The sequence below is a fragment of the Lacrimispora sphenoides genome (genome assembly GCF_900105215.1).
Lineage (GTDB): Bacteria > Bacillota > Clostridia > Lachnospirales > Lachnospiraceae > Lacrimispora > Lacrimispora sphenoides_A.
Genome location: NZ_FOIP01000001.1, coordinates 892,151 through 911,775, shown reverse-complemented (window position 1 = coordinate 911,775; position 19,625 = coordinate 892,151). Strand labels below are relative to the sequence as shown.

General features: G+C 46.2%; 14 protein-coding genes and 2 rRNA genes. 15 read left to right on the top strand and 1 reads right to left on the bottom strand.

Going from position 1 to position 19,625, the window contains the following annotated elements; all coding sequences use genetic code 11:
- Nucleotides 1-3: 3 nt before the first annotated feature.
- The 4 genes from rrf (at nucleotide 4) to BMW45_RS04040 (ending at nucleotide 5,421) form a co-directional block, all read left to right on the top strand.
- Nucleotides 4-121 (top strand): 5S ribosomal RNA (rrf, locus tag BMW45_RS04055).
- Nucleotides 122-579: 458 nt separating this feature from the next.
- Nucleotides 580-3,472, top strand: a 23S ribosomal RNA gene (locus BMW45_RS04050).
- 364 nt (nucleotides 3,473-3,836) lie between these two features.
- Nucleotides 3,837-4,334 carry a low molecular weight protein-tyrosine-phosphatase gene (locus BMW45_RS04045; protein WP_092240742.1) on the top strand — a complete coding sequence of 166 codons (498 nt, stop codon included), beginning with the start codon at nucleotides 3,837-3,839 and terminating at the stop codon, nucleotides 4,332-4,334.
- Nucleotides 4,335-4,350: 16 nt separating this feature from the next.
- Nucleotides 4,351-5,421, top strand: a complete 1,071-nt coding sequence (locus BMW45_RS04040) for a Gfo/Idh/MocA family protein (RefSeq protein WP_092240740.1) — start codon at nucleotides 4,351-4,353, stop codon at nucleotides 5,419-5,421.
- Between the two features lie 63 nt (nucleotides 5,422-5,484).
- Here the strand turns inward: BMW45_RS04040 and BMW45_RS04035 are convergent, their stop codons facing one another.
- The gene (locus BMW45_RS04035) at nucleotides 5,485-6,522 is read right to left on the bottom strand and encodes an HD-GYP domain-containing protein (RefSeq protein WP_166433271.1); all 1,038 of its coding nucleotides are present in this window, start codon (nucleotides 6,520-6,522) and stop codon (nucleotides 5,485-5,487) included.
- A 295-nt stretch (nucleotides 6,523-6,817) separates the two neighbouring features.
- Between BMW45_RS04035 and BMW45_RS04030 the strand changes: the two genes are divergently transcribed.
- From BMW45_RS04030 to BMW45_RS03980, 11 genes are all read left to right on the top strand, one after another.
- Nucleotides 6,818-7,699: an AraC family transcriptional regulator gene (locus BMW45_RS04030; RefSeq protein ID WP_025231116.1), complete on the top strand. Its 882-nt coding sequence runs from the start codon at nucleotides 6,818-6,820 to the stop codon at nucleotides 7,697-7,699.
- A gap of 212 nt (nucleotides 7,700-7,911) precedes the next feature.
- Nucleotides 7,912-10,071 carry a glycoside hydrolase family 3 C-terminal domain-containing protein gene (locus tag BMW45_RS04025; protein ID WP_092240736.1) on the top strand — a complete coding sequence of 720 codons (2,160 nt, stop codon included), beginning with the start codon at nucleotides 7,912-7,914 and terminating at the stop codon, nucleotides 10,069-10,071.
- Nucleotides 10,072-10,446: 375 nt separating this feature from the next.
- On the top strand, nucleotides 10,447-10,719 hold the full coding sequence (gene spoIIID, locus BMW45_RS04020) for a sporulation transcriptional regulator SpoIIID (protein WP_013271108.1): 273 nt from the start codon (nucleotides 10,447-10,449) through the stop codon (nucleotides 10,717-10,719).
- Nucleotides 10,720-11,252: 533 nt separating this feature from the next.
- A complete protein-coding gene (locus BMW45_RS04015) occupies nucleotides 11,253-12,725 on the top strand; it encodes an aminotransferase class I/II-fold pyridoxal phosphate-dependent enzyme (RefSeq protein WP_092240734.1) in 1,473 nt (490 codons plus the stop codon).
- Between the two features lie 6 nt (nucleotides 12,726-12,731).
- Nucleotides 12,732-13,589, top strand: a complete 858-nt coding sequence (speE, locus tag BMW45_RS04010; RefSeq protein WP_025231119.1) for a polyamine aminopropyltransferase — start codon at nucleotides 12,732-12,734, stop codon at nucleotides 13,587-13,589.
- Nucleotides 13,586-14,854 (top strand): saccharopine dehydrogenase family protein, encoded by a 1,269-nt coding sequence (locus BMW45_RS04005; RefSeq protein ID WP_092240732.1) that lies wholly within the window; start codon nucleotides 13,586-13,588, stop codon nucleotides 14,852-14,854. Before speE ends, BMW45_RS04005 begins: the two co-directional genes overlap by 4 nt.
- Nucleotides 14,855-14,860: 6 nt before the next feature.
- A complete protein-coding gene (gene nspC, locus BMW45_RS04000) occupies nucleotides 14,861-15,982 on the top strand; it encodes a carboxynorspermidine decarboxylase (RefSeq protein ID WP_092240730.1) in 1,122 nt (373 codons plus the stop codon).
- A gap of 41 nt (nucleotides 15,983-16,023) precedes the next feature.
- Entirely contained in the window at nucleotides 16,024-17,118 is a 1,095-nt protein-coding gene (gene aguA, locus BMW45_RS03995; protein ID WP_092240727.1) for an agmatine deiminase, read from the top strand.
- Nucleotides 17,119-17,213: 95 nt separating this feature from the next.
- On the top strand, nucleotides 17,214-18,095 hold the full coding sequence (gene aguB / locus BMW45_RS03990) for an N-carbamoylputrescine amidase (RefSeq protein WP_092240725.1): 882 nt from the start codon (nucleotides 17,214-17,216) through the stop codon (nucleotides 18,093-18,095).
- An 86-nt stretch (nucleotides 18,096-18,181) separates the two neighbouring features.
- Nucleotides 18,182-19,042 carry an AraC family transcriptional regulator gene (locus tag BMW45_RS03985; RefSeq protein ID WP_166433270.1) on the top strand — a complete coding sequence of 287 codons (861 nt, stop codon included), beginning with the start codon at nucleotides 18,182-18,184 and terminating at the stop codon, nucleotides 19,040-19,042.
- Between the two features lie 114 nt (nucleotides 19,043-19,156).
- Nucleotides 19,157-19,540: a protease complex subunit PrcB family protein gene (locus BMW45_RS03980; protein ID WP_242883089.1), complete on the top strand. Its 384-nt coding sequence runs from the start codon at nucleotides 19,157-19,159 to the stop codon at nucleotides 19,538-19,540.
- Nucleotides 19,541-19,625 lie beyond the last annotated feature (85 nt).

The window sequence follows — 19,625 nt, the reverse complement described above, 5'->3', positions numbered from 1 at the left end:
ATTTCTGGTGCCGATGCGCTTAGGGGAGACACCCGTTCCCATCCCGAACACGATGGTTAAGACTTAAGCGGCCGATGGTACTATGCTGGAGACGGCATGGGAGAGCAGGTGGGTGCCAGATTACTTTAAAAAAATTCACTCTAGCGAGTGTTTTATATAGAACGGACATGTTCCAATGGGCGGAGGGAAAAGCGAAGCCTGTGTTAAAGAATGTGTTAACCTGATTCAGCAGGGCAGTGCTGTTTTATATAGCTGGTTTTTACCAGTGATTCGTGGGTTCGAGTCCATCGAGCAAGCGAATGACTGATAAACTTCAGTCAGATGATGCCAAGAGAAAGCATTTATTGCTTTTGATGACATCGTGCATGTACCTTGAAAACCACATATTGAAATATATCTAGATAGAGTCTTTATTATAAAGACAATATCAAGACATCCGAGGTGTTACATCTAACGATGTAACCAAACAAAACTCGTTAAAGTAGCCGTAACGTACGGTGAAATAACAAACCTAAGACCAGAGATACAACGCTATGTATCTTAGATAAGTAGCCCGCACCCGCAGGTGAACATCGAATTGGTTAAGCTAATAAGAGCGCAGGGTGGATGCCTTGGCACTAAGAGCCGATGAAAGACGTGATAAGCTGCGAAAAGCTTCGGGGAGGAGCAAATATCCTTTGATCCGGAGATATCTGAATGGGGAAACCCAGCTGAGCAAACCTCAGTTGTCGTATGGTGAATACATAGCCATACGTCGGGAACCCGGGGAACTGAAACATCTAAGTACCCGGAGGAAAAGAAAGAAAACTCGATTTCCAAAGTAGCGGCGAGCGAAATGGAAGGAGCCTAAACCAGTATGCGTGCATACTGGGGTTATGGACTGCAATAAGTGAGACGATTTGTTACCAGAACGGTCCTGGAAAGACCGGCCATAGAAAGTGAAAGCCTTGTATGGGAAAGCAATAGTCAGCGAGCAGGATCCAAAGTACCACGAGACACGAGAAACCTTGTGGGAATTCGGGGGGACCACCCCCCAAGGCTAAATACTACTTAGTGACCGATAGCGCATAGTACTGTGAAGGAAAGGTGAAAAGGACCCCGGGAGGGGAGTGAAAGAGAACCTGAAACCCTGTGTTTACAAGCTGTGGAACCACGTTTAAAGTGGAACCGCGTACTTTTTGTAGAACGGTCCGGCGAGTTACCGTTACTGGCAAGGTTAAGCACTTAAGGTGTGGAGCCGAAGGGAAACCAAGTCTTAATAGGGCGCATAAGTCAGTAAAGGTAGACCCGAAACCGGGTGATCTACCCATGTCCAGGTTGAAGTTTCCGTAAAAGGAAATGGAGGACCGAACGCACATCCGTTGAAAAGGGTGGCGATGAGGTGTGGGTAGGGGAGAAATTCCAATCGAACCCGGAGATAGCTGGTTCTCCTCGAAATAGCTTTAGGGCTAGCCTCGTATTAGTCTGCCGGAGGTAGAGCACTGAATTTCCTAGGGGGCGTCAAAGCTTACCAAAGAATATCAAACTCCGAATGCCGGCCAGATGATGTACGGGAGTCAGACTGCACGAGATAAGTTGGGTAGTCAAAAGGGAAAGAGCCCAGACCACCAGCTAAGGTCCCAAAGTGCGTGTTAAGTGGAAAAGGATGTGGGATTTCACAGACAACTAGGATGTTGGCTTAGAAGCAGCCACACATTCAAAGAGTGCGTAATAGCTCACTAGTCGAGAGGTCCTGCGCCGAAAATGTCCGGGGCTAAAACACGACACCGAAGCTGTGGAATGTATATTTATATACATTGGTAGAGGAGCATTCTTAACGCACAGAAGCATTACCGTAAGGAGATGTGGAGTGTTAAGAAGAGAGAATGCCGGAATGAGTAGCGAGATGGAGGTGAGAATCCTCCAGGCCGAATATCTAAGGTTTCCAGAGTAAAGCTGATCTGCTCTGGGTAAGTCGGGGCCTAAGGCGAGGTCGAAAGACGTAGTCGATGGACAACAGGTTGAAATTCCTGTACCGCATATTATCAGAACTGTGGGGACACAGAACCGAAGAAGAACCCGGGAATGAAAAGACCGGGGCAAGCACTGGACTGGCTGGAATGGCAAATCCACCCAGCAACAGGAAGGTGTGACGCGTACCGAACATAAGTAGGGAAGTCTTCGTAGGGGCTGTCAAGAAAAGCCGCTATTGTGTAATATGTGCCCGTACCGTAAACCGACACAGGTGGATGAGGAGAGAATCCTAAGGCCGGCGGGAGAAGCATTGTTAAGGAACTCGGCAAAATGACCCCGTAACTTCGGGATAAGGGGTGCCTGGGAAACCAGGCCGCAGAGAATAGGCTCAAGCAACTGTTTAGCAAAAACACAGGTCTATGCAAAACCGAAAGGTGAGGTATATGGGCTGACGCCTGCCCGGTGCTGGAAGGTTACGAGGAGGGGTTAGCGGCAACGCGAAGCTCTGAATTTAAGCCCCAGTAAACGGCGGCCGTAACTATAACGGTCCTAAGGTAGCGAAATTCCTTGTCGGGTAAGTTCCGACCCGCACGAAAGGCGTAATGATTTGAGCGCTGTCTCAACAATGCACCCGGTGAAATTGAAGTACCAGTGAAGATGCTGGTTACCTGCGCCAGGACGGAAAGACCCCATGGAGCTTTACTCCAGCTTGATACTGGGATTCGGTACTGCATGTACAGGATAGGTGGGAGGCAGTGAAGATAGGACGCCAGTCTTATCAGAGCCGATGTTGGGATACCACCCTTGCGGTATTGGATTTCTAACCTGCAGCCATGACCTGGCTGGGGGACAATGTCAGGCGGGGAGTTTGACTGGGGCGGTCGCCTCCGAAAGGGTATCGGAGGCGCTCAAAGGTTCCCTCAGAATGGACGGAAACCATTCGAAGAGTGCAAAGGCATAAGGGAGCTTGACTGCGACACCGACGGGTGGAGCAGGTAGGAAACTAGGACTTAGTGATCCGGTGGTATAAAGTGGGATTGCCATCGCTCAACGGATAAAAGCTACCCTGGGGATAACAGGCTTATCACTCCCAAGAGTTCACATCGACGGAGTGGTTTGGCACCTCGATGTCGGCTCATCGCATCCTGGGGCTGTAGTAGGTCCCAAGGGTTGGGCTGTTCGCCCATTAAAGCGGTACGCGAGCTGGGTTCAGAACGTCGTGAGACAGTTCGGTCCCTATCCGGCGTGGGCGTAGGATATTTGAGAGGAGCTGTCCTTAGTACGAGAGGACCGGGATGGACTGACCTCTGGTGTATCTGTTGGCTATCAAAGCCATGGCAGAGTAGCCAAGTCGGGAAGGGATAAACGCTGAAGGCATCTAAGCGTGAAGCCCCCCTCAAGATGAGATATCCCATCGCAAGAGTAAGACCCCTTGAAGACGACGAGGTAGATAGGGCAGAGGTGGAAGCATGGCAACATGTGCAGCTGACTGTCACTAATAGGTCGAGGGCTTAACCAGGTTGGTTTAGGTAAGAGGAAAGAACGGATGAAAATAGATATGTAACAATGTGTGGTTTTGAGGGTATATGCAGCAGGTTATAGTGCATAGAACAGAATTAATGCGTAAATCCAGGTATGGGTTTGCGTTTTTTTTGTTTTATAAACCTTTAAAGAATTAAGGAGTTGTATGAGATGAAGAGATCATGTTATATACCCCCGTTTCGGAGATAGACCGCCCAGCAGTAGGAACTGCCTGTATTAATTATACAAGATGGCAGACTGGCTAAAAAGGTGGATTAAGAACAGGATTAAAAAGCAATACTTGTTCAAAGCATAAATTTATAGTAAACTTTAACTATTAAAATAAAACGGAGATACGACGTATGACTAACCAATACCAGAATACCATCAACCTCTTATTTGTGTGTCATGGGAATATATGTAGATCTCCCATGGCGGAGTTTGTTATGAAGGATATGATAGAAAAGGAGCACTTAGGCAATCGCTTCTATGTAGCATCAGCAGCCACAAGTACGGAAGAGATCGGGAATCCGGTCCACCGTGGAACAAAAGAAAAGCTTAGGGAATATGGAATATCCTCAGATGGAAAATATGCGGTGCAGTTATCCAGGAAGGATTATGACAAATACGACTACCTCATTGGAATGGAACAGCGGAATGTGACTAATATGCTTAGAATTCTGGGTGGGGATCCGGAAGGAAAGGTAAAGCGCCTTTTGGACTATTCCCCTTGTCCAAGGGATATAGCGGACCCGTGGTATACCGGGGATTTTGACCGTACCTATGATGATGTGTATGAAGGATGCAAAGCACTTCTGACCTTCATTTTGGAGCAGGAAATGGAAGGGAATTACAGATAACAAGGGGGAATTATTTATGAAACCACTTAGATTTGTCGTAATAGGCTCCGGCTGGAGGTCCCTGTTCTATGCCAGGATAGCCAAAGCCTATCCGGATTGCTTTCATCTGGCAGCATTCCTTTGCCGGTCAAAAGAAAAGGCGCAGTGGCTGCAGAAAGAAACCGGAATAAAGGCTGTGACAAGCCCAGAGGAATGCCGGTCAGAAAACCTGGATTTTGTTGTGGTTGCTGTAAACAAGGATGCTATATTTCAGGTGACAAGGGAATGGGCGCTGAAAGGATATCCGGTGCTTTGTGAGACACCGGCTGCCATGGAATTAGAAGATTTACAGGAGCTTTGGCGCCTTCATACCCAGGAAGGAGCCAGGATACAGGTGGCAGAGCAGTATTTTGAATATCCGGTCTTTCATGCGGCTATTGAGATCGCAAAACGGGGATATCTTGGTGATCCGTATATGGTTAATATCTCCGCAGTTCATGACTACCATGGAGCCAGCTTAATCCGGCGGCTATTAGGAACCGGTTTGGAGAACATGAAAGTGTATGGAAAGAAATATGTGTATCCGATAGTGGAAACGGATTCCAGGCAAGGATTTATTGAAGACGGCAGGAGGAGTGATAGAGAACGAGTCAGGCTGACCTTTGAATTTGAAGGGGGAAAAACAGCTTTTTATGATTTTAATGGCATACAGTATCATTCCAGAATCAGAAGCCGCCATTTAAATGTTCAGGGAGCGAGAGGGGAACTGGCTGACTGGACGCTTCGCTGTGTAGGAGAAGACAGCCGGTCCAGGGAATATCAGATTATAAAAGAATCTTTTGAAACAGGAAATGGAATCAAAGAAATTTACATGGGACAGGAATTGCTTTACAGGAATCCGTTTTATGAGTTAGGTAAAGCAAATGGACTTCCACAGGATGAAACGGCCATAGGAACCCTTATGCTTGGAATGAGGCGGTTTATTGAGGAAGGCTTGGAGGTTTATCCTCTTTCAGAGGGGCTTCAGGATGCTTATGTAAGAATACTTATGGAGCAAGCCCTTAAAAGCGGTCAGATGGTGGAATCTAAAACCCAGGTTTGGAGCTGATGATAAGGGGCGGGTTTTTCTATAGATTAAAAAGCCCGTCCCTAGCTGATGGGCGATAAGGATTCAACATTCATCATCATCAATGATAGTGAGATTAAATAATTCGCAGGATAAGTCCACATCTATGCCTGCCTTTTGAGGAGGACTGATGAAGCGGATAATGGGGCGCAGAGAAAATCCCGGCGTGTTATCCTTTACAACTGCTGAACTTCCGTCACTAAGGTGGACAATGGTACCGATGGGGTATGCGGAAACACAATGAAGGAAAGCTGTCAGCAGTTCCGGATCAAAATGAGTGTTGGAACAGCTGGTTAAATAGTCAAAAATTCGTCTGGGAGACCAGGCTTTCCGGTACGGCCTGGTGGAATTAAGAGCGTCATACACATCCGCAATAGCCAGGATCCGGGCATAAAGGGGGATATCCTTACCTGAAAGACCAAAAGGATATCCGGTTCCGTCAAACTTTTCGTGATGGGTCTGAACCCCCTGCAGAACTGCTTGGGAGATCACGATGTGGTCGCCCAGCTTTTTATAGGAAAGGCTGGGATGCTGCTTCATGATTTCAAATTCTTCATTGGTTAAGGGACCCGGTTTGTTGGTAATATCAATTGGAATATCTGTTTTCCCAATGTCATGAAGAAGGCCGCAAAGTGCCAGGTCATTTAAATTGGAAATGGAAAGTCCGATGTACTTTCCCAATAAAACGCTTAAAATACCTACATAAAGGCTATGGGAATAGGTATACCCATCATAATCCCTGATATCTATCATCTGAAAGAGATACTTGTCCTTGTTTAAAACATTCATAACAACGGACTCGGCCACTTTAGCAATCTCCTCGTAAACCTGTCTGCTGGACTGAAAGGTAAATTTTTTTAAACTCTGGTCAAAGACATCGCGGATGCTTGTCAGCATTTTGGTCTTTAACTCCGGTTCCACAAAATCTTCCGGTTCAATGCCTTGCGTAATCGCTGTGCAGATATAAGCCCCTTGTACTCCGATGGTTTTCATGCGGCCAATCATACGTTCACTCAACTTGCAGCCGGTTACCGCAAAAGGAAGCATTGGGTTTATTCCCGGGATGTTTCGGGCTAATTCCATACCTTCAGTCAATTTCTCTATAGGAAGATAAATCAATTCTTTCACCTCAACAGACCAAAACGCAGTCTCTTCTTTCTGTTCCGTAAAATACCTTTTTATGTTAAAGTTGGAAATATATGCACAATGACACATTAAATTATAGTGTGAATTAACCAATGCGTCAATGGAAATTTTAATTTTAAACACTAGTATGGCAGAGAAAAATCAGGCAATATTTTATGCAAATATTCTTTAATCTTTACAAATCAAGAAAATTCGGATTGGTTCAGGAATTGACATAGAGAAGGGGTATTTTATGATAGAAATTTTAAATGGAATTCATGAGACCATTCATTATGAATGCTCACTGGGACTTCGGCTTTATCATAATAAAAATTTTGAGGATTATCCGGAGCATTGGCATGGAGGAATTGAAATGATCATGCCGACAAAGGGGGGATACGAGGTGATCGTAGGGGAGGAACATTTTCCCCTTGAAACAGAAGATATCATTCTGATCCACTCCGGTGTGATTCATTCATTAAGGGCACCCTCTCTGGGAGAACGCTATATTCTGCAGTTTGATGCGGCCCTTCTTTACCATTTAAAGGAGATGGAGACCCTTCTGCACATAATCCCTCCGGTCATATACTTAAAAAAGAAGGACAGAGATTCCCTTCATGGGTCTATTAAGAAGAAGCTTGATAAGATCATAGAGGAATATCAGGGAAACAGCGGATTCCGGGAAGCCTCCATTTATGCGGCCCTTATTGAAATCTATGTGGAATTAGGGCGAAATAAAGTATGCCTTAATGGAGCCGGCAGGCAGATCCATACCATGAGGCAGCAGGAATATTTTGAAGCTGTTATGAATGCCAGCACCTATATCAACCAGCACTTCATGGAAAATCTGACATTGGGGGAAGTGGCCAGGATCAGCGGATTTTCCAAATATCACTTTACCCGGATCTTTAAACAGTATATGAATATGACTTTTTATGAATATTTAAACTCCAAACGAGTGAAAAGAGCAGAGGAGCTTTTGTATAATACCAGGGAAATGAGCATTACGGATGTTGCTATGGGTTCCGGCTTTTCATCCATGAGCGCTTTTAACCGCACTTTTAAAATGATAAAGCGCTGTTCACCAAGCGATTACAGGAAGATCAGACAGCAGATGTATGAATCAGAAGAATAAGAACAAAGAGAAATTTACAGTTCCTCTTATGGGAATACCGGGTTTATGGGTATTTCTGTGAGAGGATTTTTTGTAGAAAAAGCAATATATGCGCCATTGGAAGCAAGAAGTGGGATGCCTGATCTGCTTTGAAATGCTATGATGGAATCATGGAAAAAAAGGCAAGGAAATGTCAGGATATAAGATTAAAAAGAAAGGATTAGGTGAATTCCATGAATGAGGATAAGCGGAAGGAATACCGAAAAAAAGCAAAAGAATTAGTTTCAAAAATGACTCTGGAGGAGAAGGTTTCACAGACCGTACACAGTGCGGCGGCTATTCCAAGACTGGGAATAAAGGGTTATAACTGGTGGAATGAGGGACTTCATGGTGTGGCCAGGGCCGGTGTTGCTACGGTGTTTCCCCAGGCCATTGGACTGGCAGCAAGCTTTGATGAGGAGCTGCTTTATGAAGTGGCCGATGCAGTTTCCACAGAGGCAAGGGCAAAGTTTCATATGCAGCAGAAGTACGGAGATACGGATATTTATAAAGGACTTACGTTTTGGGCTCCTAATGTCAATATTTTTAGAGATCCCCGCTGGGGAAGAGGACATGAGACATACGGAGAGGATCCATATCTGACTTCACGTATGGGAGTTCGTTTTATTGAGGGGCTGCAGGGAGATGACGAAGATTATTTGAAGACCGCAGCCTGCGCCAAACATTTTGCAGTCCACTCAGGTCCGGAGGATGAGCGACATTCCTTTAATGCTGAAGTGACAAAGCAAGATATGTTTGAAACCTATTTGCCGGCGTTTGAGGCCTGTGTAAAGGAAGGAAAGGTAGAGGCAGTTATGGGAGCCTATAACCGGACCAATGGGGAACCCTGCTGCGGAAGCAAGACCCTGCTTAAGGATATTTTGAGGACGGACTGGGGATTTGAAGGGCATGTAACCTCAGATTGCTGGGCAGTAAAAGATTTTCATGAACATCACGGAGTTACAGGTTCTGCTCTGGAATCTGTTGCCATGGCAATGGAAAACGGGTGTGATCTAAATTGCGGAAGCCTGTTTTTATATCTGACGGAGGCAGTGAACCGGGGGTTAGTGTCTGAGGAACGTTTAAATGAAGCAGTTGAGAATCTGATGATGACCAGACTGAAGCTTGGACTGTTTGAAGAGCCGGAAGCTGTGGAATACAATAAAATTACTTATGAGGACAATGATACCAGAGAGCATAAGGAGCTGAATTTTAAAGCTTCCAGAAAAACCTTTGTTTTACTCAAAAATGAGGGGAATATGCTTCCTCTTAATAAGAGCAGTCTGAAAACCATTGGAATCATCGGACCCAACAGCGATAACCGAAAGGCACTGATAGGAAATTATGAGGGTACCGCTTCCAGGTATTATACGATTTCCGAAGGAATACAGGATTACGTTGGTGAAGACGTCCGTGTTATGGTCTCAGAAGGATGCCATTTATGTAAACCGAGGGTGAGCGGCCTGGGTCAGGAGAACGACCGGTTATCAGAGGTTCGTGGAGTGTGTGAAGCCAGTGATGTGATCATCGCCTGCATGGGTCTGGATTCCAGTCTGGAAGGAGAAGAGGGTGACGAAGGGAATGAATATGCCAGCGGTGATAAGCCCAATTTGTCCCTTCCAGGATTACAGAAACAAGTGCTGGAGGAGATTTATAAGAGCGGGAAGCCTGTGGTTTTAGTACTTTTATCCGGAAGCGCCCTTGATGTGTCCTGGTCAGATGCCCATATTCCTGCCATCTTGGAAGGATGGTACCCGGGAGCTCAGGGAGGCCGTGCTCTGGCTGCCGTGCTGTTCGGTGATTATGCGCCGGAAGGAAAGCTTCCCGTTACCTTTTACAGGAGTACAGAGGAGCTTCCGGCCTTTACAGATTATTCCATGAAGGGCAGGACCTACCGATATATGGAGCAGGAAGCTCTCTATCCCTTTGGCTATGGACTTTCCTACACGGATTTTTCCGTAAGGGATGTGTCCTTAAGCCATGACCGGATAGGGGCAGGAGATACCTTAACCGTAAAAGCGGTATTAAAGAATGAGGGGCATAAGAAGGGAGCAGAAACCCTGCAGGTATATGTGAAATCCTGTGCGCCTCAGACACCCAATGCTCAGCTTAAGGCACTTTTTAAGGCAGAGCTGGAACCAGGGGAGGAAAGAGAATTGCAGGTGACGCTTTCCGACAAAGCCTTTGCCTTAAGGGATGAACAAGGAGACCTGGTAATGGAAGCAGGAACGTACAACGTGTATGTGGGAACCCAGCAGCCTGATAAACGAAGCCAGGAGCTTACAGGGAAAGCACCGGTATGCATGACCGTATCCATAGATCAGCGTACCGTCCTGGAAAAATGCTGCATATAAAAAACAGCTGAAAATCCAAATCCGGGGTACATATGGCTGTTACAAAATGAAGGAATTTGGAAGATTTTCATGAAATATTGTATAGCGCTGTCTGCAGGCTTAAAAAGTCTGAGACAGCGCTTTTGGATTACAAATGACAGAAATAATATAAAAAAATGAACCGAAGCATTTCCGCTGCGTAGGGAAAACCGTGGTAAAATTCCTTAAAAAATTATTTGGTGCTGGAAGAATTTTATGAAATACTGCAAAGCGGCACGCCTGAAAAAACGGATTAAAGGTCTTAAAAAATTTCATCTGTAATCAGAGGGGATAACCATTCATACTTGCTACTACTCCTGCATAAGTATGTAAAAACGTCCTAGCAGGGGGATTTTCTTGAAGGAATATATTGAAGAACGCGCGGTTGCGATCGCCAACTACATCATAGACTATCATGCGACCGTGAGGCAGACAGCGAAGAAATTTGGGATTTCCAAATCTACGGTACATAAAGATGTTACGGACCGTTTGGAACACATTAATCCGTCCCTGGCAGCCCGGGCCAGGGTAATCCTTGATATTAACAAATCCGAGCGTCATATAAGAGGCGGCCTTGCCACCAAAGAGAAATACCAGCATCGCCTTCAGATGTGCAGCAAAAAGAATTGATAAGAAAAAGTGAAGAACAGCCGCTGATGGGAATAATAAAGATTCCCATCAGCGGCTGTTTTCAAAAAATGTTAAATTTTTTATTGACATGAAGCTGTAAAATATGTTATTCTTTACCCCGATATGAAGAGACATTATCGTTTTCATACAAATATTGACCACTTCGTAAGAAGTTAAGCCCAGACGGACAGGCGGGTCAGCTGCCGAGCGTGGGAAACCACATTATTGATTGAGTTAAAAGCTCAAATTTTATAAGTTGATTACTTTATAATCCGTGCGAATGCACATCACTTGTGAAACGATCAATAATAGCAGGGACAACATATTTGCTATGTAGACTCGAAAACGATAATTGTCATGAATAAAGACGGGCAAAATGCCCTTACTTGAACTATCATTCATGAAATTGCAGGCAGGTGATGAATAATCACCTGCCTTTTTGCTGTGAAAAATCTGCGCCAATTAGGCGATACTTACGTTTCAGCGACAAAAGAGGGAGTAACATTCCCGTGACAAGGAGAGGTAAGAGCCATATGAACAAAGAAGATCAGATGAGGGCGCCTATTTGCGAAGCTCTTGAAACATTTCAAAAAAAGAGGGTAGTACCCTTTGATGTGCCGGGCCATAAACGGGGAAGGGGAAATCCGGAGCTTGCCCGCCTTTTGGGGGAACGGTGCGTCGGACTTGATGTAAATTCCATGAAGCCTCTTGATAATCTATGCCATCCGGTGTCAGTGATCCGGGACGCGGAACGGCTGACAGCAGAAGCTTTTGGGGCAGCAGATGCATTTTTGATGGTGGGAGGAACCACATCGGCTGTACAGAGCATGATCCTGTCTGTCTGCAAAGCAGGGGATAAGATCATTCTTCCAAGAAATGTCCATAGAAGCGCCCTAAATGCTCTGGTATTGTGCGGGGCGGTTCCTATTTATGTAAACCCGGAGGTGAACAGCATGCTGGGCATTTCCCTTGGCATGGAGATTGGCCAGGTGGAAAAGGCAATTATGGAAAATCCCGATGCAGTCGCGGTATTTGTTAACAATCCCACCTATTATGGAATCTGTTCTGATATCCGCTCCATTGTCCGGCTGGCCCATGCCCACGGGATGAAGGTTCTGGCTGATGAAGCCCATGGCACCCATCTCTATTTTGGAAAGGGTCTTCCGGTTTCCGCCATGGAAGCGGGCGCGGATATGTCGGCGGTCTCCATGCACAAGTCAGGAGGAAGTCTGACACAAAGCTCCCTTCTCCTTTTAAACAAAGGAGTGAACGGGGATTACGTGCGTCAGATCATAAACTTAACCCAGACCACCAGCGCCTCTTACCTGCTTTTGTCAAGCCTTGACATATCAAGAAGGAACCTTGCTCTGCGGGGAGAGGAATCCTTTGCAAAGGTGGTGGAAATGGCGGAATATGCCAGGGGAGAGATCAATTCCATCGGTGGTTACTATGCTTATGGAAGGGATCTGATCAATGGAACCAGCATTTTTGATTACGATGTGACTAAGCTTTCTGTTTATACCCTGGGAAATGGGCTGGCAGGAATTGAGGTCTACGATCTCCTCCGGGATGAATATGATATCCAGATCGAATTCGGGGATATCTGCAACCTCCTTGCCTACATTTCCATCGGCGACCGGATTCAGGATATTGAACGTCTGGTAGGAGCACTGGCAGATATTGAGCGCCTTTACAAAAAGGACCGGACGGGAATGCTCTCAGGAGAATACATTGCCCCTAAAGTGGCAGTATCACCTCAGAAAGCATTTTATTCCCAAAAGGTATCCGTACCGGTAGGGGAATCAGCAGGAAGGATAAGCGGGGAGTTCGTCATGTGCTATCCTCCGGGTATTCCTATCCTGGCGCCGGGAGAGATGATTACGGAAGAGATCGTGGAGTACATCATTTACGCCAGGGAAATGGGCTGTTCCATGCAGGGAACCGAGGATCCGGCAGTAGAACGGCTGATGGTATTAAAGGAGCAGGTTAAAGAAGGAGAGAGGTAGGAAACGATGGAGATATGGTTTTCAAAATTTCACACTTCCAATGTGAAGCTTTCGGTGCGGATCGATAAACAGCTTTTTTCCGGTGAAAGTGAATACCAGAGAATTGACGTGTTCGAATCCCAGGAATTTGGAAAGTTTGTGTCTTTGGATGGAGACATTGTTTTTTCAGAAAAAGATGAGTTTATTTACGATGAAATGGTTACCCATGTTCCCATGGCAGTCCATCCAAATGTGAAGGATGTGCTGATCATCGGCGGAGGCGACGGAGGGGTGGCCAAGGAACTTTTACAGTACCCGTTTATTCAGTCCATTGATGTGGTTGAGACGGATAAACTGTTTGTAGATGTATGCCGTGATATCTTTCCAGAAGTATCCTGCGGGCTTTCTGATCCCAGGGTCAAGGTATATTATGATGACGGGCTCCGTTTCTTAAGAAGCAAAAAAGAGGAATATGACCTTATCATCAATGATTCCACGGATCCTTTCGGACATACGGAGGGGCTTTTTACAAAGGAATTTTACGGCAGCTGCTATAAGGCGCTGCGAAGCGATGGCATCATGGTCTACCAGCATGGAAGTCCTTTTTATGATGAGGATGAGGCAGCGTGCAGGAGCATGCACCGGAAGGTATTCCGTTCCTTCCCCATAAGCCGTGTTTATCAGGCCCATATTCCCACCTGCCCGTCGGGCTATTGGCTGTTTGGGTTTGCTTCGAAAAAGTATCATCCCATCAATGATTTTAAGCCAGAACTATGGAATCAATTAAAAATTGAAACCTGGTACTATACAACAAATCTTCATACAGGCGCTTTCATGCTGCCTAAATACGTGGAAGATTTACTGAAAGAGGAGGAAAAGGAATGAGCAGATTATTGATTATCGGTTGTGGAGGGGTTGCCTCTGTGGCAATCCGGAAATGCTGTCAGAACAGTGAGGTGTTTACTGACATTTGTATCGCAAGCAGGACAAAGGAGAAATGTGATGCCTTAAAGGATACGCTTGCGGGGACAACAAAAACAAGAATTGAGACAGCTAAGGTTGATGCGGATCACGTGGAAGAGGTAATTGCCCTCATAAAGGATTATAAGCCGGATGCCGTATTAAATGTGGCTCTGCCCTATCAGGATTTAACCATTATGGATGCATGTCTTGCAGCAGGGGTTGATTACATTGATACCGCTAACTATGAGTCTGAGAATACAAATGATCCGGAGTGGAGAGCGATCTATGAGAAGCGTTGTGAAGAGCTTGGCTTTACCGCCCTTTTTGATTATTCCTGGCAGTGGGATTACAAGGAGCGCTTTGAGAATGCAGGCATTACCGCATTGCTTGGAAGCGGGTTCGATCCTGGAGTTACCAGTGTGTTTTCTGCTTATGCCTTAAAGCACTATTTTGACGAAATTCATACCATTGATATTTTAGACTGTAACGGAGGAGATCATGGTTATCCCTTCGCAACCAACTTTAACCCTGAAATCAATTTAAGGGAAGTATCCTCTAACGGTTCCTATTGGGAGGATGGCCGCTGGATCGAGACAGAGCCAATGGAGATTAAATCCAAATATAATTTCCCTGAGGTTGGGGAAAAGGACATGTACCTGCTTCACCATGAGGAGATCGAATCCCTGGCAAAGAACATTCCTGGGGTAAAGAGGATCCGTTTCTTCATGACCTTTGGACAGAGCTATTTAACTCATATGAAGTGCCTGGAAAACGTAGGTATGCTTTCCACCTCTCCTGTGGAGTTCAACGGACAGGAGATCGTGCCCATTCAGTTTTTAAAAGCCCTGCTTCCGGATCCGGCTTCCCTTGGTCCCAGAACCAAAGGAAAGACCAATATCGGATGTATCTTTACGGGTGTAAAGGATGGAAAGGAAAAGACCATTTACATCTACAACGTATGCGATCATGAGGAATGCTATAAAGAGGTGGAATCCCAGGCGATTTCCTATACCACCGGAGTTCCGGCCATGATCGGAAGCCTGATGGTGTTAACCGGCCAGTGGAAGAAGCCGGGAGTATTTAATGTGGAAGAGTTTGACCCGGATCCCTATATGGAGGCTTTAAACAAATGGGGGCTTCCGTGGGTGGTATGTGAGGACCCGGAAACTGTTACGGTATGGAGATAGGAAAAAATGAGGATCGAGGAGCTTAAAACCCCCTGTTATGTGATCGACGAGGGAAGACTGGAGAAAAATTTAAAAATCCTAAGCCAGGTAAAAGAAAAAACTGGGTGCAGGATCCTGTTGGCACAGAAGGCATTTTCCTGCTTTGCGGAGTACCCTCTTATCGGTAAATATCTTGACGGAACTACGGCAAGCGGGCTTTATGAAGCCAGGCTGGGCAAAGAGGAGATGGGGCTTGAAAACCACGTTTTTGCCCCCGCGTATAAGGAAGAGGACTTTAAAGAGCTGGTGAAGATCTGCGATCACATTGTATTTAACTCGTTTTCCCAGCTGGAGAAGTATAAAAATGCTTTAGAGGGGGTAAGTGCCGGTATCAGGATCAATCCTCAGTGCTCCACCCAGGAAGACCATGAAATTTATGACCCCTGTGCGCCCGGATCAAGGCTTGGCGTATCCATTGACAATTTTAAGGAGGAGTGGCTGCCCTGGATATCAGGGCTCCATTTCCACACTTTATGTGAGCAGAATTCAGATGATTTAAAAAAGACCCTGGATGCCGTGGAGGAAAAGTTCGGGAAGTATTTATCCGGACTCTCCTGGCTTAACATGGGCGGAGGACATCATATTACCAGAGAGGATTACGATATCGGGCTGCTGGAAGCCTGCATTAAGAGAATGCAGGAAAAGTATGGTCTTCAGATTTATCTGGAACCTGGAGAGGCAGTGGCACTTAATGCCGGATATCTGGTGACAGAGGTTATGGATGTGGTGGAAAACGGGATAAAGACTTTGATTCTTGATGCTTCCGCAGCCTGCCATATGCCTGATGTGCTGGAGATGCCGTACCGGCCGCCTTTAAAGGACAGCGGAGAACCGGGAGAAAAGGCTTTTACCTACCGGCTTTCTTCCTGCACCTGTCTGGCAGGGGACGTGATCGGTGACTATTCCTTTGACAGGGAAATAAAGCCTGGAGATAAGCTGTATTTTATGGATATGGCCATCTATTCCATGGTGAAGAACAACACCTTTAACGGGATGCCCCTTCCTGACATCGCTATCATAGATCAAGAGGGAGAATGTCGTATCATAAAACGGTTCGGCTATGAGGATTTTAAGAACAGGCTGGCCTAGGGGTTACAAGCATATCCCCATGATTCATTAGGAGACATACTATGGAAAAATTAAAAAGCCTCCCAATGGCAGACGGATTTTACATGCCGGGAGAATTTGAGCCTCATCGGGGCTGTATCATGATCTGGCCCAAGCGGCCCGGCTCCTGGCCCTTTGGGGCCGGGAAGGCAAGAAAAGCCTTTGCCGAAATTGCGGAGGCCATTGCAGACAGCGAGCAGGTGATCGTGCTGGCGGAGCCTGATGTGAAGGAATGTGCCAGAGAAATGCTGTCGGACCGGATCCAGGTGGTTGTAATGGAATCTGACGACGCATGGGCAAGAGATGTGGGGCCTACGTTTGTGATCAATAAGGAACGTAAGGTCAGGGGCATCGACTGGCAGTTTAATGCCTGGGGAGGAACTTTTGACGGGCTGTATCCGGACTGGCAAAAGGATGACCTTCTTGCAGGGTGTTTCTGTGAGCATTTTGGCTATCCGGTTTACGATGCAGGGCATTTCGTACTGGAGGGAGGTTCCATTCATTCGGACGGGGAAGGTACGCTTTTGGTGACGGAAGCCTGTCTTCTAAGCGCCGGACGGAATCCCTCTCTTTCCAAGCTTCAGATTGAAGAACAGCTGAAAAATTATCTGGGGGCTTCTAAGGTCATCTGGTTAAAAGCAGGCATCTATCAGGATGAAACCAATGAGCACGTGGATAATGTCTGTGCATTTGTCCGGCCGGGGGAAGTGGTGTTAGCCTGGACGGATGATGAGGATGATCCTCAGTATGACATGTCCCTGGCTGATTTAAGGATGCTGGAACAGGAAAAAGATGCAGCAGGAAGGCATTTTAAGATTCATAAGCTTCCCATACCTAAGGAACCGGTCTGCATTACGAAAGAGGAGCTTTCAGGCTTTTCCTTCGAACCTGGAGAGGATGAGAGGGAGGCCGGAGAGCGCCTGGCTGCCAGCTATGTAAATTTTTATATATCCAATGGAGGGGTGATTGTTCCCCAGTTTGGGGATGTTCATGATTTAAAGGCAGTAAGGATATTAGAGGAGTGCTTCCCTGAGAGAAGAATCTATCCGGTGTATGCAAGAGATATTATTGTAGGAGGCGGAAATATTCACTGCATTACACAACAAATTCCGCTGTAGTCCAGCCGTGCATTCATAGACCGGCGGACCGGGCTCCGCCGGATTATTCATGTCGGGCGTCCCCACGATAGAAACCATACCGGAAGGAGAATTTCATGAGAGAGATAACAGTAGCGGCAGTTCAGATGAGGTGCTGCGATGACGTTAAAAAGAATATTGCAAATGCGGAAAGACTGGTAAGGCAGGCAGCAGGGGAAGGGGCAAAGGTCATTCTCCTTCCGGAGCTGTTTGAACGGCAATACTTCTGCCAGGAGAGACGGTATGACTTTTATGAATATGCAGAACCGGCAGAGGAGAACCAGGCGGTTAAGCATTTTACCGGGATTGCGGCTGAGCTTCAGGTGGTGCTTCCCATCAGCTTTTATGAGCGGTCAGGAAATACCATGTTTAATTCAGTGGCAGTTCTTGACGGAGATGGGACAAAACTTGGAATATACCGGAAGACCCATATTCCCGATGATCATTACTACCAGGAAAAATTTTATTTCACTCCCGGGGACATCGGCTTTCAGGTATTTAACACCATGTACGGGAAAATCGGCGTAGGGATCTGCTGGGATCAGTGGTTTCCGGAGACAGCAAGGTGCTTAGGCTTACAGGGAGCGGAGCTGATCTTATATCCTACTGCCATTGGAAGCGAACCTATCCTGGAATGCGACAGCATGGAGCACTGGAGGCGCTGCATGCAGGGACACGCTGCTTCCAATATCATTCCGGTCATAGCGGCTAACCGGATCGGAGTGGAATCCGTTGTTCCCTGTACGTCAAATGGAAATCAAAGCTCCTCTCTTAAATTTTATGGCTCCTCCTTTATTACGGATAATACCGGGGCTGTCATAGCTTCTATGGGCCGGGAGGAAGAAGGGGTCATATGCGCTTCCTTTGATCTGGATCAGATGATGACTGACAGGAGAAACTGGGGGCTTTTCCGCGACCGCAGGCCGGAAATGTACGGGAAAATCACAGGAAAATCTTAAACTCACCTTTTTGTGCAGGAAAAGTTGCGATAATATTCTAAAACTATATTATGCTGAAGCTATCAAAGAGAGCGGGAGGTAAGAGAGTGGATTGGCTGGATAAAATGAACGGGGCTCTGAACTATATTGAAGATAATTTAAGCGGAGAGATTCATCTGGAGGAAGTGGCAAGACGTGCCTGCTGTTCCAGCTTTAATTTCCAGCGGATGTTTTCTTTTATGGCAGATGTATCCCTTGCGGACTACATCAGAAGACGGCGGCTCTCCCAGGCTGCTATGGAGCTTCTGACCACAGAGGAAAAAGTCATTGACGTTGCCTTAACGTATGGATACGAGTCGCCGGTTTCCTTTGCCAGGGCATTTTATGCTGTGCACGGTATGAATCCCAGCGAGGTGAGAAAATCCGGAAGGAAGATCAAAGCTTATCCCCGCATCTCCTTTGAAATAACCATAAAAGGAGTGGAGGCTATGAATTATTACGTAAAAGAGTTGGGAGAATTCCGGCTGGTAGGAATTAAGGAAAGAATGTCCCTGGACAATGGAGAGAATTTAAAAAGGATCCCGAAATTCTGGAATGAGTTCTCCAGCCAGGGCTGGTGCGAGAAAATACTGAAATTTAATGACAACAAGGATCTGCTTTTCATGGGTGTGTGTGCTAATCCTGATGATAAGGGTTTCGATTATTACATTGCGACCGGATCAAATAAGGAGATACCGGAAGATATGGCTGAATTGGTGGTACCAGCCGGCCAATATGTGATTTTTGAATGTGTGGGCAGGTTGCCGGAAGGACAGCAGAATATTTGGAAACGGATCTTTACGGAGTGGTTTCCGTCAGCCGGTTATGAGATGATAGACGGACCACAGCTGGAATGGTATCCCGAGGGAGATATCACTTCAGAGGAATATAGGAGCGAAATTTGGATCCCAGTCCGTAAAAAAGAGTAAATCCCTTCATAAAATCCGTTTCTTCCCCATATATATAGTAATAATTAATAAGTTGGGGAGTGTGCTATGAAGAGACTGTTTAGCAGAAGATGGATTATTTTTTTCGGCCTGGCCATGTGGGTACTGGTGGTACGTACCTTAAGCGGGTGTACTTTAAACAAGGATAGTGGTGATAAGGTGCGGGATCTGGAATTTACCGTGGTAGCTGATGCAGATATTCCGCAGGAACTTAGTCAGATCATTGCTGAGAAGCAGCAGTCACCTTTTAAGCTGACCTACAGCGATGATCAGAACCTTTACATAGTGGTTGGTTTCGGAAAGCAGGCTGGTGGGGGATATAGCATCGCAGTCAATGATCTTTATCTGACAGATAATTCCATTGTCCTGGATACGGAACTGATCGGCCCGGAAAAGGGAGAGAATATGGGGACGGAACCCTCTTATCCCTTCATCGTCATTAAAACGGAGATGTCAGAGCTTCCGGTAGTGTTTCAGTAGAAAAGAAGTTGAAATAGCCGTTCCGCAGATGGCAAAAGCGGAACGGCTGTTTTTGTGGCAGATAAAACGTAAATTCCCCTTTTTT

Coding starts and splice junctions, on each gene's coding strand:
- BMW45_RS04045 (WP_092240742.1), top strand. CDS start 3,837: ATGACTAACCAATACCAGAATACCATCAACCTCTTATTTGTGTGTCAT.
- BMW45_RS04040 (WP_092240740.1), top strand. CDS start 4,351: ATGAAACCACTTAGATTTGTCGTAATAGGCTCCGGCTGGAGGTCCCTG.
- BMW45_RS04035 (WP_166433271.1), bottom strand. CDS start 6,522: ATGGAATTAGCCCGAAACATCCCGGGAATAAACCCAATGCTTCCTTTT.
- BMW45_RS04030 (WP_025231116.1), top strand. CDS start 6,818: ATGATAGAAATTTTAAATGGAATTCATGAGACCATTCATTATGAATGC.
- BMW45_RS04025 (WP_092240736.1), top strand. CDS start 7,912: ATGAATGAGGATAAGCGGAAGGAATACCGAAAAAAAGCAAAAGAATTA.
- BMW45_RS04015 (WP_092240734.1), top strand. CDS start 11,253: ATGAACAAAGAAGATCAGATGAGGGCGCCTATTTGCGAAGCTCTTGAA.
- speE (WP_025231119.1), top strand. CDS start 12,732: ATGGAGATATGGTTTTCAAAATTTCACACTTCCAATGTGAAGCTTTCG.
- BMW45_RS04005 (WP_092240732.1), top strand. CDS start 13,586: ATGAGCAGATTATTGATTATCGGTTGTGGAGGGGTTGCCTCTGTGGCA.
- nspC (WP_092240730.1), top strand. CDS start 14,861: ATGAGGATCGAGGAGCTTAAAACCCCCTGTTATGTGATCGACGAGGGA.
- aguA (WP_092240727.1), top strand. CDS start 16,024: ATGGAAAAATTAAAAAGCCTCCCAATGGCAGACGGATTTTACATGCCG.
- aguB (WP_092240725.1), top strand. CDS start 17,214: ATGAGAGAGATAACAGTAGCGGCAGTTCAGATGAGGTGCTGCGATGAC.
- BMW45_RS03980 (WP_242883089.1), top strand. CDS start 19,157: ATGTGGGTACTGGTGGTACGTACCTTAAGCGGGTGTACTTTAAACAAG.